This is a genomic window from Streptomyces capitiformicae, from assembly GCF_002214185.1.
Lineage (GTDB): Bacteria > Actinomycetota > Actinomycetes > Streptomycetales > Streptomycetaceae > Streptomyces > Streptomyces capitiformicae.
Genome location: NZ_CP022161.1, coordinates 4,962,758 through 4,982,504 on the forward strand (window position 1 = coordinate 4,962,758; position 19,747 = coordinate 4,982,504).

18 protein-coding genes and 2 pseudogenes are annotated in these 19,747 nt (G+C 70.5%); 10 read left to right on the plus strand and 10 right to left on the minus strand.

The genetic code is table 11. The features are described 5' to 3' along the window. Window positions 1–18: 18 nt before the first annotated feature. The gene (locus tag CES90_RS22140; protein WP_189786299.1) at window positions 19–1,077 is read right to left on the minus strand and encodes a hypothetical protein; all 1,059 of its coding nucleotides are present in this window, start codon (window positions 1,075–1,077) and stop codon (window positions 19–21) included. Between the two features lie 355 nt (window positions 1,078–1,432). Continuing rightward, entirely contained in the window at window positions 1,433–1,642 is a 210-nt protein-coding gene (locus CES90_RS22145) for an Hsp20/alpha crystallin family protein (protein ID WP_373313536.1), read from the minus strand. Here CES90_RS22145 and CES90_RS52020 point away from each other — a divergent pair. The 3 genes and pseudogenes from CES90_RS52020 to grpE all read left to right on the plus strand — a co-directional run. After that, window positions 1,626–2,346 (plus strand): annotated as a pseudogene (locus CES90_RS52020) (lipase maturation factor family protein); the annotation flags it as partial. The gene CES90_RS22145 and the pseudogene CES90_RS52020 sit on opposite strands and share 17 nt — an antisense overlap. Before the next feature lie 112 nt (window positions 2,347–2,458). Next, on the plus strand, window positions 2,459–4,354 hold the full coding sequence (dnaK, locus tag CES90_RS22160; protein WP_189786297.1) for a molecular chaperone DnaK: 1,896 nt from the start codon (window positions 2,459–2,461) through the stop codon (window positions 4,352–4,354). Then, window positions 4,351–4,941 (plus strand): nucleotide exchange factor GrpE, encoded by a 591-nt coding sequence (grpE, locus tag CES90_RS22165; RefSeq protein WP_189786296.1) that lies wholly within the window; start codon window positions 4,351–4,353, stop codon window positions 4,939–4,941. The genes dnaK and grpE overlap by 4 nt, the downstream gene beginning before the upstream one ends. A 359-nt stretch (window positions 4,942–5,300) precedes the next feature. On the opposite strand, the gene CES90_RS22170 is transcribed toward grpE, so the two are convergent. From CES90_RS22170 to CES90_RS52025, 4 genes are all read right to left on the minus strand, one after another. Then, entirely contained in the window at window positions 5,301–5,753 is a 453-nt protein-coding gene (locus CES90_RS22170; RefSeq protein WP_189786295.1) for a YbhB/YbcL family Raf kinase inhibitor-like protein, read from the minus strand. 1,028 nt (window positions 5,754–6,781) lie between these two features. Beyond that, the gene (locus CES90_RS22175) at window positions 6,782–7,639 is read right to left on the minus strand and encodes an alpha/beta hydrolase (protein ID WP_229914222.1); all 858 of its coding nucleotides are present in this window, start codon (window positions 7,637–7,639) and stop codon (window positions 6,782–6,784) included. Window positions 7,640–8,002: 363 nt separating this feature from the next. After that, complete coding sequence (locus tag CES90_RS22180; protein ID WP_189786391.1) at window positions 8,003–8,209, minus strand: hypothetical protein; 207 nt, start codon at window positions 8,207–8,209, stop codon at window positions 8,003–8,005. Further along, entirely contained in the window at window positions 8,109–8,468 is a 360-nt protein-coding gene (locus CES90_RS52025) for a transposase (RefSeq protein WP_373313542.1), read from the minus strand. The genes CES90_RS22180 and CES90_RS52025 overlap by 101 nt, the downstream gene beginning before the upstream one ends. 374 nt (window positions 8,469–8,842) lie before the next feature. Between CES90_RS52025 and CES90_RS22190 the strand changes: the two genes are divergently transcribed. Next, on the plus strand, window positions 8,843–12,298 hold the full coding sequence (locus tag CES90_RS22190; RefSeq protein WP_189787029.1) for a DNA polymerase III subunit alpha: 3,456 nt from the start codon (window positions 8,843–8,845) through the stop codon (window positions 12,296–12,298). Next, window positions 12,295–13,302 (plus strand): DNA polymerase Y family protein, encoded by a 1,008-nt coding sequence (locus tag CES90_RS22195; protein ID WP_189787028.1) that lies wholly within the window; start codon window positions 12,295–12,297, stop codon window positions 13,300–13,302. The genes CES90_RS22190 and CES90_RS22195 overlap by 4 nt, the downstream gene beginning before the upstream one ends. Before the next feature lie 30 nt (window positions 13,303–13,332). On the opposite strand, the gene CES90_RS22200 is transcribed toward CES90_RS22195, so the two are convergent. Then, window positions 13,333–13,707 (minus strand): cupin domain-containing protein, encoded by a 375-nt coding sequence (locus CES90_RS22200; RefSeq protein ID WP_189787027.1) that lies wholly within the window; start codon window positions 13,705–13,707, stop codon window positions 13,333–13,335. A 472-nt stretch (window positions 13,708–14,179) separates the two neighbouring features. On the opposite strand from CES90_RS22200, the pseudogene CES90_RS22205 reads away from it, so the two are divergent. From CES90_RS22205 to CES90_RS22220, 4 genes and pseudogenes are all read left to right on the plus strand, one after another. Further along, window positions 14,180–14,392 (plus strand): annotated as a pseudogene (locus CES90_RS22205) (MarR family transcriptional regulator); the annotation flags it as partial. 139 nt (window positions 14,393–14,531) lie between these two features. Then, on the plus strand, window positions 14,532–15,446 hold the full coding sequence (locus CES90_RS22210; protein ID WP_189787026.1) for an esterase/lipase family protein: 915 nt from the start codon (window positions 14,532–14,534) through the stop codon (window positions 15,444–15,446). 465 nt (window positions 15,447–15,911) lie between these two features. Further along, window positions 15,912–16,682 (plus strand): dienelactone hydrolase family protein, encoded by a 771-nt coding sequence (locus CES90_RS22215; protein WP_189787025.1) that lies wholly within the window; start codon window positions 15,912–15,914, stop codon window positions 16,680–16,682. Beyond that, window positions 16,679–17,155, plus strand: coding sequence for a GNAT family N-acetyltransferase (locus tag CES90_RS22220; protein ID WP_189787024.1), 477 nt, complete (start codon window positions 16,679–16,681; stop codon window positions 17,153–17,155). The genes CES90_RS22215 and CES90_RS22220 overlap by 4 nt, the downstream gene beginning before the upstream one ends. 40 nt (window positions 17,156–17,195) lie before the next feature. Here the strand turns inward: CES90_RS22220 and CES90_RS51300 are convergent, their stop codons facing one another. Beyond that, entirely contained in the window at window positions 17,196–17,330 is a 135-nt protein-coding gene (locus CES90_RS51300; RefSeq protein ID WP_268257058.1) for a hypothetical protein, read from the minus strand. Between the two features lie 137 nt (window positions 17,331–17,467). Between CES90_RS51300 and CES90_RS22225 the strand changes: the two genes are divergently transcribed. After that, on the plus strand, window positions 17,468–18,127 hold the full coding sequence (locus CES90_RS22225; RefSeq protein WP_189787023.1) for a class I SAM-dependent methyltransferase: 660 nt from the start codon (window positions 17,468–17,470) through the stop codon (window positions 18,125–18,127). 181 nt (window positions 18,128–18,308) lie between these two features. Here the strand turns inward: CES90_RS22225 and CES90_RS22230 are convergent, their stop codons facing one another. Further along, entirely contained in the window at window positions 18,309–18,812 is a 504-nt protein-coding gene (locus CES90_RS22230) for a DUF402 domain-containing protein (RefSeq protein WP_189787022.1), read from the minus strand. Continuing rightward, the gene (locus tag CES90_RS22235) at window positions 18,793–19,722 is read right to left on the minus strand and encodes a GNAT family N-acetyltransferase (RefSeq protein ID WP_189787021.1); all 930 of its coding nucleotides are present in this window, start codon (window positions 19,720–19,722) and stop codon (window positions 18,793–18,795) included. Before CES90_RS22235 ends, CES90_RS22230 begins: the two co-directional genes overlap by 20 nt. Window positions 19,723–19,747 lie beyond the last annotated feature (25 nt).

Consider the following 19,747-nt stretch of genomic DNA (forward strand, 5'->3'; position numbering starts at 1 on the left):
CGGTGGTGACCGACTTCGTCAGAGTGTTGTGGCGCCCGGGTGCTGCCTGGCGGCGGCGACAACCTGATCACGCTGCCGGTGCTGCTGCTCGTAGTCCAGCACCTGCCGGGCCAGGGCGGGCTCCGCGCTCTGCAGGTGGGCAGCGATTTGGTCAACACTCATGGCGTCGTAGTCCGGCCAGGGCTGCCTCCCACGCAGTTCCTCGACGGCGTCCAGCACGGGGGACCGGTTGGCGTGGGCGCGCTCGAAGCCCTCGATGACGGTCAGGTCGCTCTGGGAGAGATCGCGCAGTCGCTGGGTGATGTCGGTGGTGGTCAGCCGGCCGTAGCCGGAGATCGGGAGATCCTCCTCCCGGGTGACAGCGCCTTGCACGTGTTCGGCCATCCGCGTCACGCTCGTGGTTTCACGGGCTGTACCGGCGGCCGTTCGGCGGGTCAGCTGCCCGCCGGTCCGGGCGGCCTCCCGGATCCGGGCGATGACGGTGCGCACGGCCTGGGAAGCCGCGGCGCCGGGTCCGCCGTTGCCGCGGGCCGGCCGGCTGCCGTTGGCGGCCAGGGCCCTGGCCTGTTCCTCGACGCTGTCCTGAAGCCTCTGCATCAGCTGCTCGTTCTGGCGGCGCAGCGTGGCGAGCAGGTCCACGGCTTCCTCATCATCGGCGACAACGGCGATGCTCTCCCCGGCCCGGCAGGCCATGAGGGCCCGGGCGGCGGCCGCGTACTCGCCTTCTGCGGTTTTCAGCAGTTCGCGTTCGGTGGTCTGACGCCCTGCCCACAGGAGACGGCCGGCGATCACCGCGCCGATCTCCAGCGGGACTCTGGCGGTGCGGACCGCGCCGTCGGAGACGCTGCGGACCAGCTCGGATGTGTTCCGCAGTAGCGTCCGGGGGCGGATCTCACGGAGGTGGTCGCCGATCCGGTCCATGTGGTCCTCGGTGTCATGGACGTGGCGCTGGAGTGTCTGGCGGTGTGGGCCGACGGGGGTGAGGGCCATATCGGCGCGAAATCGGTCGATGACTGCGGCGTGGGCGTCCCGGACGTCTTCCAGTGCGGGAATGAGCGCGTCCGTCATCACTGTCATGGCCGTACTCCCTGGGATTCGAGGTGTCAGAGGCGGCGGTGTGCCGTCCGCCGGGCGCGGGCGTAGTACGGGATCAGACTGTGGGACGGAGCTCAGGATCGCCTGGCGGCAAACCCCGTCCAACAGGGGGCGGCCGGGCGGTTATGGCAGGTGGCATGCCCACGGCCGCAAGTCTGCCGGCGGGCTGTGCCTAGCCCGTCTGGGTGAGCAGGTCGTGGTGTCCACCAGGAAGGAGGCTGTCAACCGACGCCTGGCGCAGGGGCCGGTGCTCGCAGTCGAGTGGCCATGACGCTTCCCTCCGGGCGGCCGGGGGTGCCTGCCGGGGACCGGAGCAGCGCGTGGCAGAGGCGGGTGGTCACTCCCCGCTGGTGATCTCGATGTGGCGGGGCTTGGCCGCTTCGACCTCGGAGACGTTCACGGTCAGCACGCCGTCCGTCAGGGTGGCGTTGACGCCTTCGGCGTTGACCTCGCCGGGCGGCACGGCCCGGTACTCGAACCGGCCCGTCCGGCGCGTGCTGCGGCGCAGGACGCCCGTGCGTTCCCGTTCCTTGAACAATGACGACACGGCGCCACCGGTGCTGGTGCTGGTGCTGGTGCTGTGGCTGCTGCGCTGGCTGTTGTTCCGGCTGGAGTTCGGGGCGGGTCTGATCAAGCTGCGCGGTGACCCGTGCTGGCGGAATCCGGCCTGCTTGCACTACCACCACGAGACCCAGCCCCTGCCGGGTCCGCTCAGCTGGTTCTTCCACCACCTGCCGGGGCCGGTGCACCGGGTGGAGGTTGCAGCCAACCACGTCGCCCAGCTCGTCGTACCGTTCGCGCTGTTCACCCCGCAGGCACCTTCGCCTGGCTGACGATCGTGCTGGCACTGCCCGTCCTCGGCGGCTCGGCAACCACTGATGCGCTGGCCTGCCTGCCCCGCCGGGTTTCGGTGCGACTCCCGCGTGGTTGGTGGTCCTGGTGCTGGCGGCACCGTGGTGGTGGCGGTGCTCGGCTACTGGCCGGTGCGCAACCTGCTGATGTGGTTCGCCGCCCGATCACCCGCGTACGCGGCGCCCTGGCTGCTGGCCCTCCTCGTCGCTCTCCTCGACGGCAACCGGGTCGTCCTGCGGCTGCTGCGCCACAACCCCTTCCCCCTCCACGCGCCGCCCGCCTTCGTCCGGGTGCGTCTACCGCTACCGGTTCACGACCTGGCGCAAGCTGCGCTCGACCGGGGCGTGGTGGGACCGCACGTTTCGTGGGCGACTACATCCCGCTCGTCACGAAAGCCCCCAAGGAGGTAAAAACTGGAATATACCGACAAGCAGTGAAACGTTTGTTTCGGATCCGCAGGTGGCGGCGTCCTGGAAGGCCCGCGTCTGCTTGCAGATGAAGGAGAAGACCCATGACACGTGCAGTGGGAATCGACCTCGGCACGACCAACTCCGTGGTCAGCGTGCTGGAGGGCGGAGAGCCCACGGTCATCACCAACACAGAAGGAGCGCGGACCACCCCGTCGGTCGTCGCCTTCGCCAAGAACGGCGAGGTGCTGGTCGGTGAGGTCGCCAAGCGCCAGGCCGTCACCAACGTCGAGCGCACCGTCCGCTCCGTCAAACGCCACATGGGTGACGCGCAGTGGCGGTTCCCGGACACCGGGAGCATCGACGGCAAGCGGTACACCGCCCAGGAGATCTCCGCGCGGGTGCTGCAGAAACTGAAGCGCGACGCGGAGGCGTACCTCGGTGAGGACGTCACGGACGCGGTCGTCACGGTGCCGGCGTACTTCAACGACTCCCAACGCACCGCGACCAAGGAGGCGGGAGAGATTGCCGGGCTGAAGGTGCTGCGGATCATCAACGAGCCCACCGCGGCGGCCTTGGCCTACGGGCTGGACAAGGAGAACGACCAGACCGTCCTCGTCTTCGACCTGGGCGGAGGTACGTTCGATGTGTCGCTGCTGGAGATCGGCGAGGGCGTGGTCGAGGTCAAGGCCACCAACGGCGATACGCACCTGGGCGGCGACGACTGGGACCAGCGGATCGTCGACCACCTGGCCGGGCAGTTCAAGAACAACTACGGCGTCGACCTCACCAAGGACAAGATGGCCGTCCAGCGGCTGAGGGAAGCCGCCGAGCGAGCGAAGATCGAGCTGTCCTCCTCATCGGAGACCACGGTCAATCTGCCGTACGTCACCGCGTCCGCCCAGGGCCCGCTGCACCTGGACGAGAAGCTCACCCGCGCCCAGTTCCAGCAGCTGACGGCGGATCTGCTGGAGCGGTGCAAGGGCCCGTTCCACAACGCGGTCAAGGACGCCGGGATCAAGGTGTCCAGCATCGACCACGTCATCCTGGTCGGCGGATCCACCCGGATGCCGGCGGTGACCGATCTGGTGCGGGAGCTGACCGGCAAGGACCCGCACAAGGGCGTCAACCCCGACGAGGTCGTGGCGGTCGGCGCCGCCTTGCAGGCCGGTGTGCTCAAGGGCGAGGTCAAGGACGTCCTGCTCCTCGACGTCACCCCGCTCTCGCTCGGTATCGAGACCAAGGGGGGCATCATGACCAAGCTCATCGAGCGGAACACGACGATCCCGACCAAGCGGTCCGAGACCTTCACCACCGCCGAGGACAACCAGCCGTCCGTGCAGATCCAGGTCTACCAGGGCGAGCGCGAGATCGCGGCGTACAACAAGAAGCTCGGGATGTTCGAGCTGACCGGTCTGCCGCCGGCGCCCCGCGGCGTCCCGCAGATCGAGGTCGCCTTCGACATCGACGCCAACGGCATCATGCACGTCACGGCGAAGGACCTCGGCACCGGCAAGGAGCAGAAGATGACCGTCACCGGCGGCTCCTCGCTGCCGAAGCAGGACATCGACCGCATGATGCGCGAGGCAGAGAAGCACGCCGAGGAGGACCGCAGGCGGCGCGAGGTGGCCGAGACCCGCAACCAGGCCGAGCAGGTCGTCTACCAGACCGATCGGCTGCTGACCGACAGCGCCGACAAGATCCCCGGGGACGTGAAGAGCGAGGTCGAGAGCGCTCTGTCGGAGCTCAAGGAGACCATCAAGGCCCAGCCGGCCGAGGGTGGCGACACGGTGGCCCTGCGGCAGGCGACGGAGAAGGCGATGGCGGCGGCTCAGAAGGTGGGCACCGCCATGTACGCCCAGGCACAGCAGGCACAGGGCCAGCAGGCTACTGCCGGTGGTGGCGCGGGCGGTGGCGCGGCAGGCACCGCCGGGCAGGACGAGGATGTCGTCGACGCCGAGATCGTCGACGACGACCAGCGGCAGGAGGGTGCCGGATGAGCCGTCCGAGTGACACACACCGCCCCGGTGAGCACCCGCTGTCGATCATCCGCGACAACGGGCGGCGGGAACCGGGCACCAGCCTGGAGCCGCGCCGCCACGGCGACGTCGAGCCCGCCGAGCGCGCCAGGCAGGCCGACGCCGCGGGCGAGACCGACGCCCTGCGCGCGCAGCTGCGGGAACGCACAGCGGACCTGCAGCGCCTGAAATCCGAGTACGACAACTACCGCGAGCGGGTCAGCCGCGACCGCCGCACGGTCGGCGAGATAGCCGTGGCCAACGTCCTCACCGGCCTTCTCCCAGTCCTCGACGCCATCGACCAGGCCCGTAAGCAAGGAGAGGTCACCGGCGGCTTCCAGCGCGTCACCGACGTGCTGGAAAGCGAACTCGCCGCCCTGGGACTGCAGTCCTTCGGCACGGCCGGCGACCCCTTCGACCCCACCTGGCACGAGGCCGTCTCCTGTACCCGCGCCGACCACGTCGAACAGCCCACATGCACCACGATCCTGCGCCCTGGCTACCGCGTCGGCGACCAAATCCTGCGCCCCGCCCAGGCGGAAGTCGCCGAACCACCGGCCATGCGGTAAGGCGCCTCACCTTCTCCCGAAGAAGGTTCCCCGGACAGCCGCCCGTGACCGTCTCCGAGACGGTCACGGCCACTGATGGGAGCCGCGGCGGCGAGGACCGTGGGATCTCATCGGCCGACGACTCCTCGAAGGGAGACGTGCAGGCGAAATCGACCAGGACGATCGTGTTGATGGGCTCGGGCTGGGCGGGGGTGAGGGCCAGTGGCTCATGTGTGCCAAGGGCCCCTGCGAAGAGCCGTCCGCCAGTTGGTGAAGGTACTGGCCGTGATCCGACGGCGGCAGTGGAGGCCGCCGTGAAGGGTGTCACGCGGCGGTGCGGTGGCCGGGCGAGGCCGGTGTTCGCGTGATAGAGCGGCCGTTCAGCGGTGGTAGAGGCCGACGAAGTTGCCGATGGCGGTCTGGTGTTTCTCGACGGCCTGGTGCACCTGGTCCGCGCTCGGGGCGTCGGGCAGGGCGCAGGGTTCGGACAGGGCGTAGAGGCGGAAGAAGTAGCGGTGTGCCTCATCCCCGGGCGGCGGGTGTGGTCCGCCCCAGCCGGGCCCGCCGAAGCCGTTGATCAGTTCAGTGCCGCCCGGGGGACACTGCCCCGCCTCCACGCCGCCGCTGCGCGGGTCGATGCCGACCACGATCCAGTGCACGAAGGTGCCCGACGGTGCGTCGGGGTCCTCGCACAACAGGACCAGCTCAGCTGCCTCCTCCGGTACCTCGGACCAAGTCAGCGGAGGGGAGGTGTTCTCCCCCTCGCGCGCGTACCGGCACGGGATGAAGGAGTGGTCATTGAACGCGCTGCTTTTCAGCTCGATGCCAGCCATGCGACTGGGGTACCCCTTGCCTCGATCGGCAATACAGCGCCGATCGAGTGCTTCACCGGAGCGCGCGATCGATGTCTCCACCCAGGACGTCCCTGAGGCGGCCGTCCGGGTCGTGGACCCGGAGGACACCGCCACCTTGATCACCTTCTTCCCGGTGCAAGCCCCGACCGGGTCCGAGAACGGCCTCGCCTGACCCCGCCCGGCGGCGAGCACGCCGACCGGACCGCGCAGTGGTGCGGTCTGCTGTCGGTGTGGGTGAAGTGGGACGGCGGCGATGTGCTGTTCTCCATGGCCGCCGACCGTCAGAAGGACAAGAACCCCGTCACGGCGCAGGCACCAGGGACGCGCCGAATGGCCTCAAGCCTCCGGCCGCGTCCGGGCAGTACCCTCGTCGCCGGCCGCAGGGCGAGGCACGACTCGGCTGCCTCGTGGACGATCAGCCGCTGTCCTGGGGGGAAGCCGCAGGGGACGACGTCGGCGACCGGTTTGGCCGGCGGGAGCTCGGCAGACAGCGCGCAGTGCAGACAGTGACCTGGCGGACCGCCGACGAATGCCTCGATCAGCGGGCAGTGGGCGAGCGCGGCGAGGGCGCGTGCTCGATCAGGGCACGAGGGCAGAGGGCTTCTCGAGGGCGTAGAGCCAGCAGATCATCCGGAGAGCCAGCAGATCATCCGGAGAGCCAGCAAATCATTCGGAGTGCACATCGACCCAGGACAGATACGCGATGACGCCCTGAGGCCGGTCCCCGGCATAGGCCAGGACACTGCCCCGGCCGGGCCGGTACCACCCAGCCGGCCGGGGGCAGGACCGCGCCGCGCGGCGGCCAGCCTTCGCGGGGTGTAGTGCGGCTGTCCCGGCAGGCGCTCGGCATCGATCAGTTCCCGCACCCGCGGTTCGTCGTCGGGACGAAACGGGCGTACCGTCGACCCGCTGTCGGGGGTGGGACGAAGAGGCTATGGATGTCCGTCCGCACATGCGCTGACGTCTTTACCGACTCTCTTTCAGCCTCCTGCGTTCTGCCCCTGCTGTCACGGGAAACCGGTGTCCGTGTCGCGGCCGACCGGCCCACCGGGCTGCGGAGAGTCACCGTCCGGGGCACAGACGGCGAACAGGACCTGGGCAGCGGCCAGCAGCGCGCGCATCTCGCCGATGACCGGCCGGTGAAGGGGCAGCGTCAGGTGGCCGACACCCGGCACCAGCACGTTGCGGGCATTGAGGTCCGGATGGCTGATGCGGCCCCTGGCGGCGGGGATGACGGCCTCGTCCAGGTCGCTGTAGAAGGCCACGAACCGGGTGTGGCAGTTCGGGGCCGGTTCGCCGAGTTCGGTCAGCAGCTCGCTCCCCGGCCGTAGCTGGCGCAGTAGCGGATGGGCCGGGGCCAGCAGAGCGGTGGCGGTCCCGCCGTGCGGCGTCGCCAGCGTGATCAGCAGCGGTACGTGCGCGTCACCGCCGAGCCGCTGCACGTAGTAGCGGGCGATCAGCCCGCCCAGGCTGTACCCGATCACGACCGCGGTCCGCCCCGCGCCGCCGGCACACGCCGACTCGACCTGCTGGCCCAGGGTCCGGGCCGCCGTGCGGATGTCCGGGCCGAACGGGTTGCAGGCGACCGGGACAAAGGGGCCCACGCCGTCGCCGTGCAGCTCACGCTCCAGCGGCGGGACGACCGACTGCCCGTCGGCCAGCCCATGCACCAACAGCACGGGAATCCCCGAACTGGCGGGCAGCGGGTCAGCCGGGCCCTCCGGCCGCCCGTGCAGGGCACGGCCCAGCACTCCCGTCAGCTGCCCAACGCCCTCGGCGGCCATGTCGAGCGGGAGCCGGGCCAGACGTGCGACTGCCTTGCTCGCCTCGACACCCACGCCGCGCGCCGGTGACAGCCCCGGCACCGACAACTGCGGACCGAAAGGAATGCCCGTAGCCGTTCACCCTCCTTGCACGAACCGCGCCTGCCCTTCATGAGCGAAAGGGCCGGACGTAGAGCACTGCATGCGGAACACCAACGAAGTAGGCTCGATTCCGCCATTCGCTACGTTTCACTGTGGATGAAGCCAGACGGAGATGCCATTCGAGGGCTCTCGGCCCGGGGAGGTGGCCTCGACCATCCGGTGACCGGCTCGATCTTCGCCGATGCCGCACTGCCGGTCCGGATCGGACCGACTCCTGTCGTCACACCTGCATTGCTGGAGTTCCTCCGCCCGATGGCTGTGAAAGGCAGGCTGCCGCGCTGGATCGAACACGCCTCGGCGAGGTCACGGCTCCCCACCCGTGTCGCCGATGCTGGTTGTTCCGCCCTGCCCAACACGCTGCGGGACGCTGCTTTCCGTCGTGGCGCCCTCCGCTTCAGTGAGGGAGCCATCACCTCCACAGGCCACCGCTTCCACCGACGCGGCCCTCGAGTGCACGTCGGCCGCCCATGCGGCGATGGCGTCGGCGACGATCTGGCGGTTGGACTTCATGACGGCAGCTGCCTTTCGCTCGTGACGCGATGAACACCCGCTCCCAAGTGCCGTCGACGGCCCACATCCGCAGCCGGTGGTAGACACCTCGCCAGTTGCCGTACTTCTCCGGCAGGTGGACCCATTGCGTTCCGGTCTGGAACTTGAACGCGATCGCGTCGATCACTTCCCGGTGGTCCCGCCAGAGGCCACCCCGCTTCGGCGTGCGGTCCGGGAGTAACGGCCCGATCCGCGCCCACTGCGCGTCAGTCAACGGCACACCCGGACCAACGACCGGCTGATCCAAACGAAACTGCCTAGTAGTGCTTCGTTAGGTTGTGGGCTGTCTGCGGCTGCTCCGAGGGCTGGGCAGGGGGTGTCCGCAGGTGGTGCAGGTACCACCTGCACCACCTGCGGACACCCCCTGCCCAGCCCTCGGAGCAGCCGCAGACAGCCCACAACCTAACGAAGCACTACTAGCCCGCACAGCGCCGAGGTCGCGTCCACCGTGCGCACGGTCCGAGCTGCCGGGCGTTTGCGCAGGTGGGACGGGGGCCGACGGGGATCGTACAGAGGTTCGAAAAGTGGTCTATGGTGGAGGCGGGAAGGTTGTGAACTGATGTTCGACTTAGCGTGCGAACCACGGAGGTGTGCGTGCCGGGATTCACGCATCTGCACACCGTCTCCGGGTTCTCCCTGCGCTACGGCGCCTCGCACCCGGAGCGGCTGGCCGAGCGCGCCTCCGAACGGGGTATGGACGCCCTCGCCCTCACCGACCGGGACACCCTCGCGGGCGCGGTCCGGTTCGCCAAGGCCTGTGCCGCGGCGGGGATCCGCCCGTTGTTCGGGGTGGAGCTGGCGGTGGGGGAGCCCGCGCCTCCCGTACGGCAGGCGCGGCGGCGTGCTCCCGTGCGCGGGGGTGCCTTCATCGATGAGTCGACACCCCGAGTGGCATTCCTCGCGCGGGAGGGTGCGACCGGCTGGGCCGAGCTCTGCAGAATCGTTACGGCAGCGCATGCGGGCGACAGTGAGAGAGAGGGGAGCCCACCCCTGTTGCCCTGGGCGGAGTGCGCCGCCGAGGGCCTGACCGTCCTGCTCGGCCCCGCCTCCGACGTGGGGCGCGCGCTCGCCGCCGGGCGCCCCGACCGCGCCGCGAAGCTCCTCGCACCCTGGCGGGAGGCGTACGGCGACGCCCTGCGTCTGGAGGCGGTGTGGCACGGCCGCGAAGGCACCGGTCCGGGCTCGCTGCGCCTGGCCGCCCGTACCGTCGGCTTCGCCGCCGAGCAGCGGATCCGCCCGGTGCTCAGCAACGCGGTCCGGTACGCCGACCCCGGTATGGGCCCGGTCGCCGACGTCCTGGACGCCGCCCGCCGCCTGGTCCCCGTCGACCCCCGCGGTGAGCTGGATTCCGGCGAGGCCTGGCTCAAGGACGCGGGCGCCATGCTGGCCGTCGCCGAGCGGGTCGTCGAGGCCGCCGGGTACCGCCGCGACACCGCGTACCGTCTGCTGGAGCAGACCCGTGCCACGGCCGCCGAGTGCCTGGTCGACCCGGAGGACGACCTCGGCCTCGGCACCGTCCACTTCCCCGAGCCGCACCTCGTCGGCGCCGGCCGCCGCACCGCCCAGCGGACGCTGGCCTCACGCGCGGCGGCGGGCATGGTGCTGTACGGCTACGACAACCGGCGCGCCTACTGGGACCGGATGCACCAGGAACTGGACGTCATCGCCCACCACGGCTTCGCCTCCTACTTCCTGACGGTCGCCCAAGTGGTCGATGACGTGCGGAAGATGGGCATCCGGGTCGCCGCACGAGGCTCCGGCGCGGGCTCCCTCGTCAACCACCTCCTCGGCATCGCGCACGCCGACCCCGTCGAACACGGCCTGCTGATGGAGCGGTTCCTGTCCAAACGGCGGACCGTGCTGCCCGACATCGACATCGACGTGGAGTCCGCGCGCCGTCTGGAGGTCTACCGCGCGATCATCGCCCGCTTCGGCACCGAGCGGGTCGCCACCGTCGCGATGCCGGAGACGTACCGCGTCCGCCACGCCGTCCGCGCCGTGGGCGCGGCCCTCTCCCTGGACCCCGCCGACATCGACCGGATCGCCAAGTCCTTCCCGCACATCCGGGCCCGCGACGCCCGCGCGGCCCTCGAAGAACTCCCGGAACTGAGGAAGTTGGCGAGGGAGCTTCAGCGGGAAGGCGCGCGATACGGTCGGCTGTGGGAGCTGGTCGAGGCGCTCGACGCCCTCCCGCGCGGAGTCGCCATGCACCCGTGCGGAGTACTGCTCTCCGACGCCTCCCTCCTGTCCCGTACGCCGGTGATGCCGACCAGCGGCGAGGGGTTCCCCATGTCCCAGTTCGACAAGGACGACGTCGAGGACCTCGGACTGCTCAAACTTGATGTGCTGGGCGTGCGGATGCAGTCGGCGATGGCGCACGCGGTGGCGGAGGTGGCGCGGGCGACGGGGGAGCGGCTCGACCTCGACGCGCTCGACTTCGAACGGGGCGACGGCGACCCGGCGACGTATCAACTGATCCGTTCCACCGAGACGCTGGGTTGCTTCCAGATCGAGTCGCCGGGACAGCGGGACCTGGTCGGGCGGCTGCAGCCGGCCACCTTCCACGACCTGGTGGTCGACATCTCCCTCTTCCGGCCCGGGCCGGTCGCCGCCGACATGGTGCGGCCGTTCATCGCGGCCCGGCACGGGCGGGCGCCGGTCCGCTACCCGCATCCGGACCTGGAGGAACCGCTGAAGGAGACATATGGCGTCGTCGTCTTCCACGAGCAGATCATCCACATCGTCGACATCATGACCGGCTGCGGACGGGACGAGGCGGACCGGGTGCGGCGCGGGCTGTCCGACCCCGAGTCGCAGGGGCGGATCCGTGTGTGGTTCGCGCAGCACGCGGCGGCCAAGGGGTACGACGCCGAGACGGTCGCACGGGCCTGGGAGATCGTCGAGGCCTTCGGGTCGTACGGTTTCTGCAAGGCGCACGCGGTGGCCTTCGCGGTGCCGACGTACCAGTCGGCGTGGCTGAAGGCGCATCATCCGGCGGCCTTCTACGCGGGGCTGCTCACGCACGACCCCGGGATGTATCCGAAGCGGCTGCTGCTCGCGGACGCGCGGCGGCGGGGGGTGCCGATCCTGCCGGTGGACGTCAACCGGTCGGCGGTCGCACATCATATCGAACTGGTGTCTGAATCCAGGGTGTGGGGGCTGCGGTTGGCCCTCTCCGACGTGCACGGCATCAACGAGGCTGAGGCGGCGCGGATCGAGGCCGGGCAGCCGTACGCCTCGCTGCTGGACTTCTGGGAGCGGGCGCGGCCGAGCCGACCGCTCGCCCAGCGACTCGCCCAGGTCGGCGCGTTGGACGACTTCGGCGCCAACCGGCGTGATCTGCAGCTGCACTTGACGGAGCTGCACCGGGGCGCCCGAGGCGCGGGTGGCGGCCAGCTGCCGTTGGCGGGCGGGCGCAGGACCGCGCCGGCCGGGCTGCCGGACCTGTCCTCCGCCGAGAGGCTCAGTGCCGAGCTGGGCGTGCTGTCGATGGACGTCTCGCGCAATCTGATGGACGACCACCGGAAGTTCCTCGACGAGCTGGGCGTGGTGCCGGCGCGGCGGCTGCGCGAGGCACGGCACGGTGAGACGGTCCTGGTCGCGGGCGCCAAGGCGGCCACCCAGACCCCGCCGATCCGCTCCGGCAAACGGGTCATCTTCACCACCCTCGACGACGGTACGGGCCTGGTCGACCTCGCCTTCTTCGACGACTCCCACGACGCGTGCGCCCACACCGTCTTCCACTCCTGGCTGCTGCTGGTGCGCGGCGTGGTGCAGCGGCGCGGCCCGCGCAGCCTCAGCGTGGTCGGCGCGGCCGCCTGGAACCTCGCCGAACTCGTCGAACTGCGCCGCGAGGGCGGCCTCGACGCGGTGATGCCACGGCTGGCGGAGCCGGTGGCGGAGGGCACCCACCGCGACCCCACGAACGGCCGACGCATCCGCATGCCCACCGGATACGAGATGAATCCATGGGCCGATCTGCGGCCCGCGGGCGAAGAGCCCACGAAGACACGGAAGTTGTGGCACCAGAGTCCGGGGAGTGCGGGATGAACATCGTTCGCGTACCTGACGACAAGCCGTCCACCTTCTTCCACGTACGGCTGTCGCGCCCCGAAGGGCTGCCCGAGCTGATGGCGGTGCTGGAGCGGTTCACGCCTGCCGTGCAGGCATTGGCGCCGTCCGCCGCTGTCGCCCAACTCAGCGGTGCGCTACGGCTGTTCGGGGCGGAGCCGGTCGATCTCGCGGAGCGGATCCGGGTGCGGGCCCTGGCCTGGTACGGGCTGGACACGGCCGTGGGCATCGGCCCCTCCTGGACGGTCGCCGCGATGGCCTCGGCCCGTACCGGCCCCGGCGGCATCCGGTGCGTCGTACCGGAACAGGCCGAGGCGTTCCTGGGCCCGCTGCCCGTCGAGGACCTGTACGGGATCCGGCGCGCGCAGGCGGCGGAGCTGCGGAGCCTGGGCGTGGAGACGGTCGGGCAACTGGCCGGGCTCCCGGCCGGCACCGTCCTGCGGATCCTGGGCCAGGCCGGCCGTGAGCTGCGGGAACGTGCCCGCGGGATCGACCGCCGTACGGTTGTCCCGGGGCGGGGCGCGCAGTCGGTGAGCGTCCGCGCGGACTTCCCGCTCGACACACTCGACGGCGTCGAGATCCGCGCCGCCGCACTGCGACTGGCCACGGAACTCGGCGCACGACTGCGCACCCACGACCGGGCGGCACGCCGGATCACCGTCACGGTACGGACGGCCGACCGGCGGGACCTGTCCAGGACCCGGACCCTGCCCGCGCCCTCGGCCCACACCGACGACCTGCGGGAGGCGGTGTACGCCGTCCTCGACGGCTACGGCCTCCAGCGCGCCCGTATCCGGCGGCTCACCCTGACCGCCGAGCACATCGTGGACGCCGCCCTGGCCCACACCCAGCTGACACTGGACCGTGGCAGGGAGGCGCGGCTGCGCGCGGAGCCCGTCATCGACGCCCTCAACGAACGGTACGGACCCGGCACGGTGGGCCCGGCCGCCTGCTTCATCAACAGGGGACCTCATGCGGCGTGACCACCTGATCGGTGCCTGCGGCCGGGGGCCTCAGCGCGCCCAGGGCGGAGCGATCCGCGTACCGTCCGCGAGCACCGCTTCCAGTCCGATGGACGTGGTGACCCAGGAGACCGCGACCGTCGCCGTCGGATTCTCGACGGCGAGGGTCGCCCCCGGGTTGATGATCACCGTGTCGCCCGCGGTGATGCGGTGGGTCCGGTCGTCGAGGGTGATCAGGAGCTCGCCGTCGAGCAGATGGAAGATCTCCTCCCGGTCGACGGTGTGAGCGGGGGCCTTCGTGCCCACGGGGATCTCGCCGTGCCAGGCGCAGAGTTCCTTGCTGCCGGTGCGGGGAGACGCGTGCGGGAGGAAACGGGCGCCGTGCAACTCGTGGACGACGGCTTCGGACGAGCGGATGACTGGCATGGCTGCCTTCCCGTAGAGGATGTTGTGGAGCTCGTCCGCAAGGGGTTGTCAGCTGCTTGCGGGGGAGCGTGCACGAGGGCGGCTTAACTCGACCGTGTGATGGTCGGCTTCCGGTTTTGCGGCGTCCTGGGCCGTCCGGGTCAACGTGATCGTGCGATCTGGGACGCCGGGTACGGCGCCAGCAGGCGGGGCCCCTGCTCCGCCGGAGTGATGGTTCGGGGCCTCCCCGTCGCCTCTGGCCGTACCCATTTGGCCAGGTCGTACAGGCAGGTCGTACAGGGCAGTGTCCATAGCGGCCTCCGGCCGCGGGGGCCTCCCGGGATCGGACCACGCACGGGATGCGTGTCGCTGCCCCGGGGTTGAGTACGCCGGGGAACCTGGGGGTCCCCCCGGACGAAGTCTGGGGGAGCGCCCAAGACCGTTCGGGGCGTGCGGCTGAGCGGACTCACTCCTGCTCAGTCCAGAGGAACGGTATGTCGAGCGGCGGCCGCATCCCGGGGACGCGCGCGCCCGGCTGATCGTGCTGACCGAGCGGGGCTGGGGGTGCACTCGGGCGGCGGAGGAGGCGGCCGCGGAGGTCGTCCGGGAGTGGGTCGAACTGCTCGGCGGGGAGGGTGATGTGCGGGTGCTGCGCGATCAGTTGACGCGCATCGCGCCCTACGGCCCCATCCGGCCTGCCTGGTGACGGTTGAAGATTTTACTGACGCGTAACTTCCCACTTTTTCTACTCGCCCGTAACTTGGCGAAGTAGAACAGCATCCTCGTGATCCGGATCACTGGGCGCACGCCGTCGCATGTCCCTTGAGCCGCAAGGAGATCACTCGATGCTGCCCTGGAAGCGCCTGATCAGACCCCTGGCCGCCCTGCTGCTGGCCTCTGCCGTGACCGTCGTCCCCGCCACCACCGCGGAGGCGGCCGACACGGCAGACACGGCCGATGCTCCGAGATGGGGGTCCCCCCGCTCGAGCGCAGCCGAGAGTGGGGGAGGCTGGAACGACTACTCCTGCAAACCCTCCCGGGCCCACCCGCGCCCCGTCGTCCTCGTCCACGGAACCCTCGCCAACTCCGTCGACAACTGGCTGGGCCTCGCGCCGTATCTCGTCAACCGCGGATACTGCGTCTACTCCCTCGACTACGGCCAACTGCCCGGCGTCGCCTTCTTCAACGGCCTCGGCCCCATCGACAAGTCGGCGGAACAACTGGACGCCTTCGTCGACAAGGTGCTCGCCGCGACCGGCGCCGCCGAGGCCGACCTCGTCGGACACTCACAGGGCGGCATGATGCCCCGTTACTACCTCAAGTTCCTCGGCGGAGCCGCGGAGGTGAACGCCCTCGTCGGTATCGCACCCTCCAACCACGGCACGAACCTGGGCGGCCTCACCGAACTCCTCAAGTACTTCCCCGGCGTCGGCGATCTGCTGTCGTCCTCGACCCCGGCCCTCGCCGACCAGGTGGTGGGCTCGCCCTTCATGACCAAGCTCAACGCGGGCGGCGACACCGTCCCGGGCGTCACGTACACGGTGCTCGCCACCAAGTACGACGAGGTGGTCACGCCGTACCGGTCACAGTTCCTGAACGGGCCCAACGTGCGGAACATCCTCATCCAGGACCTGTGCGCCGCCGACCTCTCCGAACACGCGGCGATCGGGCTCATCGACCGCATCGCGTTCCACGAGGTCGCCAACGCCCTCGACCCGGCGCACGCGACCCCGACGACCTGCCTTTCGGTCGTCGGCTGACACGTGCAACACATCCGGTGACACGTACGTGTGCCGCGCCGGGGCCTGTCCGGCCTGAGCCGCCGGACAGGCCCCGCAGCAAGCCAAGCGCTCCGCTGGAAGTACCGAGACACGCCGACGATCGTCTTCGGCGCCGTCGTGGCTGGTCGCTCCCCCACGCTCGGCTGCGCTCGCGCGGGGGGACCCCCATCGCGGCGGAGCCGCAGAATGTTCCGCCCCGCGCCCCGTCAGGGTGCGGCCGGACCTCAGCGGACTTCGCCCGATCTGCTGAGCCTCAGGAAACCGCGAGATCCGCTGCTGAGGGCGGGTACGGAAGATCCTTATGGTCGCCTTAAGGATGGGCTAACCGAGGGCTCAGGAACGGGGGTTGAAGGGCGCAAAGGTGACCGGAGATGATCCGTTTCTTACCTGGACGCGTGACACTGTGGTCGTTCCTGTCAGTTGGAGAGCAGAAGAGGAGCGCCCATGACCGCCGTGCGTGGAACATCCGTGGACATCGCCACCGAGGACGGTACGGCCGACGCCTATCTCGCCCACCCCGACGACGACGCCGCGCACCCGGCGGTCCTGTTCTACATGGACGCGTTCGGACTGCGGCCCCATCTGAAGGCGATGGCCGACCGGCTGGCCGGCGCCGGATACACGGTCCTCGTGCCCAATCTCTTCCACCGCAGGAAGCGGACCCCCGTGTTCGACCTGCCCGACTTCATCGACACGGAGGCGCGACCCGACCTGTGGGACCAGATCCTGCCGGTCATGCTCTCGCTGACCCCGGAACTGGCGATGCGGGACGCGGAGGCGTACCTGGGATGGCTGGCCGACTGCCCGCGGGCCGCCGCCGGGCCCGTCGGCGTCACCGGCTACTGCATGGGCGCCCGCCTGGCCCTGATGACCGCCGGCGCCTTCCCGGAGCGGGTCGCGGCCGCGGCCGGGTTCCACGGGGGCCGGCTCGCGACCGACGCCCCGGACAGCCCCCACCTGGCGGCGCCCCGCATCACCGGCGAGGTGTACTTCGGTCACGCCGACAACGACCCGTCCCTGCCGCCGGAGCAGATCGACCTGCTCGACAAGGCGTTCACCGAGGCCGGAGTCCGCCACCGCACCGAGGTGTACACGGGCGCCGCGCACGGCTACACGCAGGCCGACACCGCCGCGTACGACGCCGAGGCGACGGAACGCCACTGGGCCGCGCTGCTGGACCTGTTCGACCGCGCTCTTTTGAAGGCCCGGTCATGACAGAGGTGCCGGGCGACCACGGCATCGGTGACCCAGGCATCAGGCAGGCGGGCCCCGCCGACGTGGCCGCCGTGAAGGCCGTGACGGATGCCGCGTACCACCACTACATCGAGCGCATCGGACGGCTGCCGCAGCCCATGGAGTCGGACCACGCGGCGAACGTGGCCGCGGGGCGGGTCTTCGTCACCGGAGACCCCGTGATCGGCCTGGTGGTCGTCGACGCACGCGAGGACCATCTGTTCCTCGACAACATCGCCGTCCACCCCGACACCCACGGTCGGGGCGTCGGGCGGCGGCTGCTGGAATTCGTGGACACACGCGCGCGTGCCCTCGGTCTGTCCGAGGTCAGGCTCTACACGAACGCGCTGATGTGGGAGAACCAGAAGATCTACCCGAGGTTCGGGTACGTGGTCGTGGAGCGTCGCGTGGACGGGATCCACGACTTGGTCCACTACCGCAAACGGCTTGCCTGACGGTCGGTTGCTTGGGGCGGACGGGCGGGGCCGGATGGCCTCAGCCGTCCGGCCACCAGGTGCGTGCGATGTCCTTTCGCACTTCCCGGCGCTCGACGGGGCGTTCGTCCGCCTCTTCCCGCATCCGGCGGGACTCGGACTTCCTCAGGGGCTTCTGCACGGTCGTACGGCGCATGGCTGCCTCCTTGCGTCTACCGGATTCCGCGGTTTCACGGAGGTAGACCCTTTCCGGGAGCGTTACTCATCGGTCGTGCTCTGTCAGTGGCGGTTGTCACCATCTGGACTGTCAGTGGCAGGTGTCACTCTGGCGGCATGACCAACATCGACGACGACGAAACCTCCCGAGCCCCCGAAACCCCGAAGAACTCGGCGGCGAACGACCCGCCCGCGACCGTCGACTGGGACGCGGAGGCGGCCGCGTTCGACGACGAACCCGATCATGGCCTGCGGGATCCCGCCGTACGGGACGCCTGGGCGACCCGGCTGCGGGGCTGGCTGCCGCGCCGGCCCTGCGACGTACTGGACGTCGGTTGCGGCACCGGCACCCTGTCGCTTCTCGCGACCGAACAGGGGCACCGGGCGACCGGCGTCGACAGCTCCCCGGCCATGGTCGGCCTCGCGCGCGGCAAGCTCGCCGGGCGCCCCGCCGTGTTCCTCGTCGGCGACGCGGTGGCCCCGCCGGTGGGGGAGGAGCGCTTCGACGTCGTCCTCGTCCGCCACGTCCTGTGGGCCCTGCCCGATCCGGGGCGCGCCCTGCGCCACTGGTGCGGGCTGCTGCGGCCCGGAGGGCGGCTCGTGCTGGTCGAGGGGGTGTGGGGCACGGTCGGTCCGGTCGGGATGTCCGCCGAGCGGCTGACCGGGCTGCTCGCGCCGCTGGTGTCCGACGTACGGGTGGAGCTGCTGTCGGACGAGGCGTCGCTGTGGGGGAAGGCGGTCGAGGACGAGCGGTACGCGGTGGTGGCCCGTCCTTGACCGGCTAGGGCGTGTTGCGAAAGTCCCGCCTGCCGCCCGACGCCTGGCACGCACTCTCGCCGCACCGGGCGAAAGCCCAAGTACATCCAGTACGAGGGCTTCCGCCCGGCACGCCGAGAGCACGCACCAGACGCCGCTCGGCCCGCCCTCCGGGCGGACGACGGGACTTTCGCAACACGCCCTAGGCCAGCAGCGACTCCAGGCCGCCGTCGACGGTGGCCAACACCTCCAGCTCGTCGAGGGCGGCGACAGCGGCCGCCGCGGCTTCGGGGTCGCTCTCCGAGAGCCCGCTCTCCTCGAACTCGTCCTCGTCCAGCCGCAGTACGGTCGTGCCGTCCGCGGAGCGCCACAGGTCCAGGTCGAGGTCCTCGACGACGAGTTCACCGCCGGACAGCGTGGCCGGGCGTGTGATGTCGCAGTACCAGCCCTTCAGCCGGCCCTGCCCGTCGCGCACCTCCTTCACGGCGTACCACCGGTCGCGCCAGTAGTACTCGGTGAAGACATCACCCGGCTCGAACCGTACGAAGCCGAAGTCCCGTACGCCGTCGCTCGCCCAGTCCGCGCGCACGGTGACCCGGACGCCGTCGTCGCCGAGCAGCCGCGCGGGGTAACGGATCTTCGTACGGCCCGCCTTGAGCAGGACGACGTCCAACTCGACAGTCGACTCAGCCGAGTTCGCGGACATAGCGCACCTCCGTCGCGCACATTTCGTAGCCGAACCACTTGTTGATCGCGATCATGGGCCCATTGCCGGCGTCGTTGCTCGTGAACGCCTCCGTGTAACCGGCGGCGCGGGCGCGGTGCAGGGAGTCGTTCTTGGCGAGCTTCGCGAGGCCCCGGCCGCGGAAGGCGCGGGCCGTGCCCGTCATACCGGTGAAGTAGCGGTTCCGGCCGTCCGTATGGACCGCGGTGAACGCGGCCGGGGTGCCGTCCACCATGACCACCGTGCTCAGGTCGTGGTCGAGAAGAGGATGGCGGTAGGTCTCGGCGACCCACTGCTCGTAGTCGTCGAACTCCGCGTCCAGATCGCTCGGTTCGTCCAGTGTCGCCTCCGCGTCCAGGTCGAACAGGGGGCGCGGGTCGTCGGCGAAGTCGGCGGCCGTGCGCAGTTCGGCGTCCGGTGGTGGGGACTGGATCGGCGGGAGGGTGCCGTTCGCCAGGTCCAGGCGGAGGAAGTGGGCCGAGCGGCTGCTCGTGTAGCCGCGCCGCTCGGCGAACGCGCGGTTGTCCGGGGTGTCCAGCACCCAGGAGAGCAGCCGGATCGCCCCCACCGCGGCCAGCCGCTCCTCGGCGGCGCGCACCAGCAGCCCGCCCGCGCCCCGGCGCACGTGCTCCGGGTGCACATACACGTTGAGGCTGCCCTGGCCCGGTACGGGGCTGTCGTGGACGATGCCCAGCTGTACCGTGCCGATCACCTCGCCGTCCGCCTCGGCCACCAACTGCTGGTAGTGGGCCTCGGCGGGTGCGCTGGTGGCGGCGTGGAGGAGGGACTCGGCGGTGCTGACCATGAAGGGCAGGGCCCGCCTTCGTACGTCGGCGAACGCCTCGGCGTCCGCGGGGTCGGCGGTGCGGAGGTCGCGCACGATCAGTGTCATGTGAGCGCACGGTACGCGTGAGGTG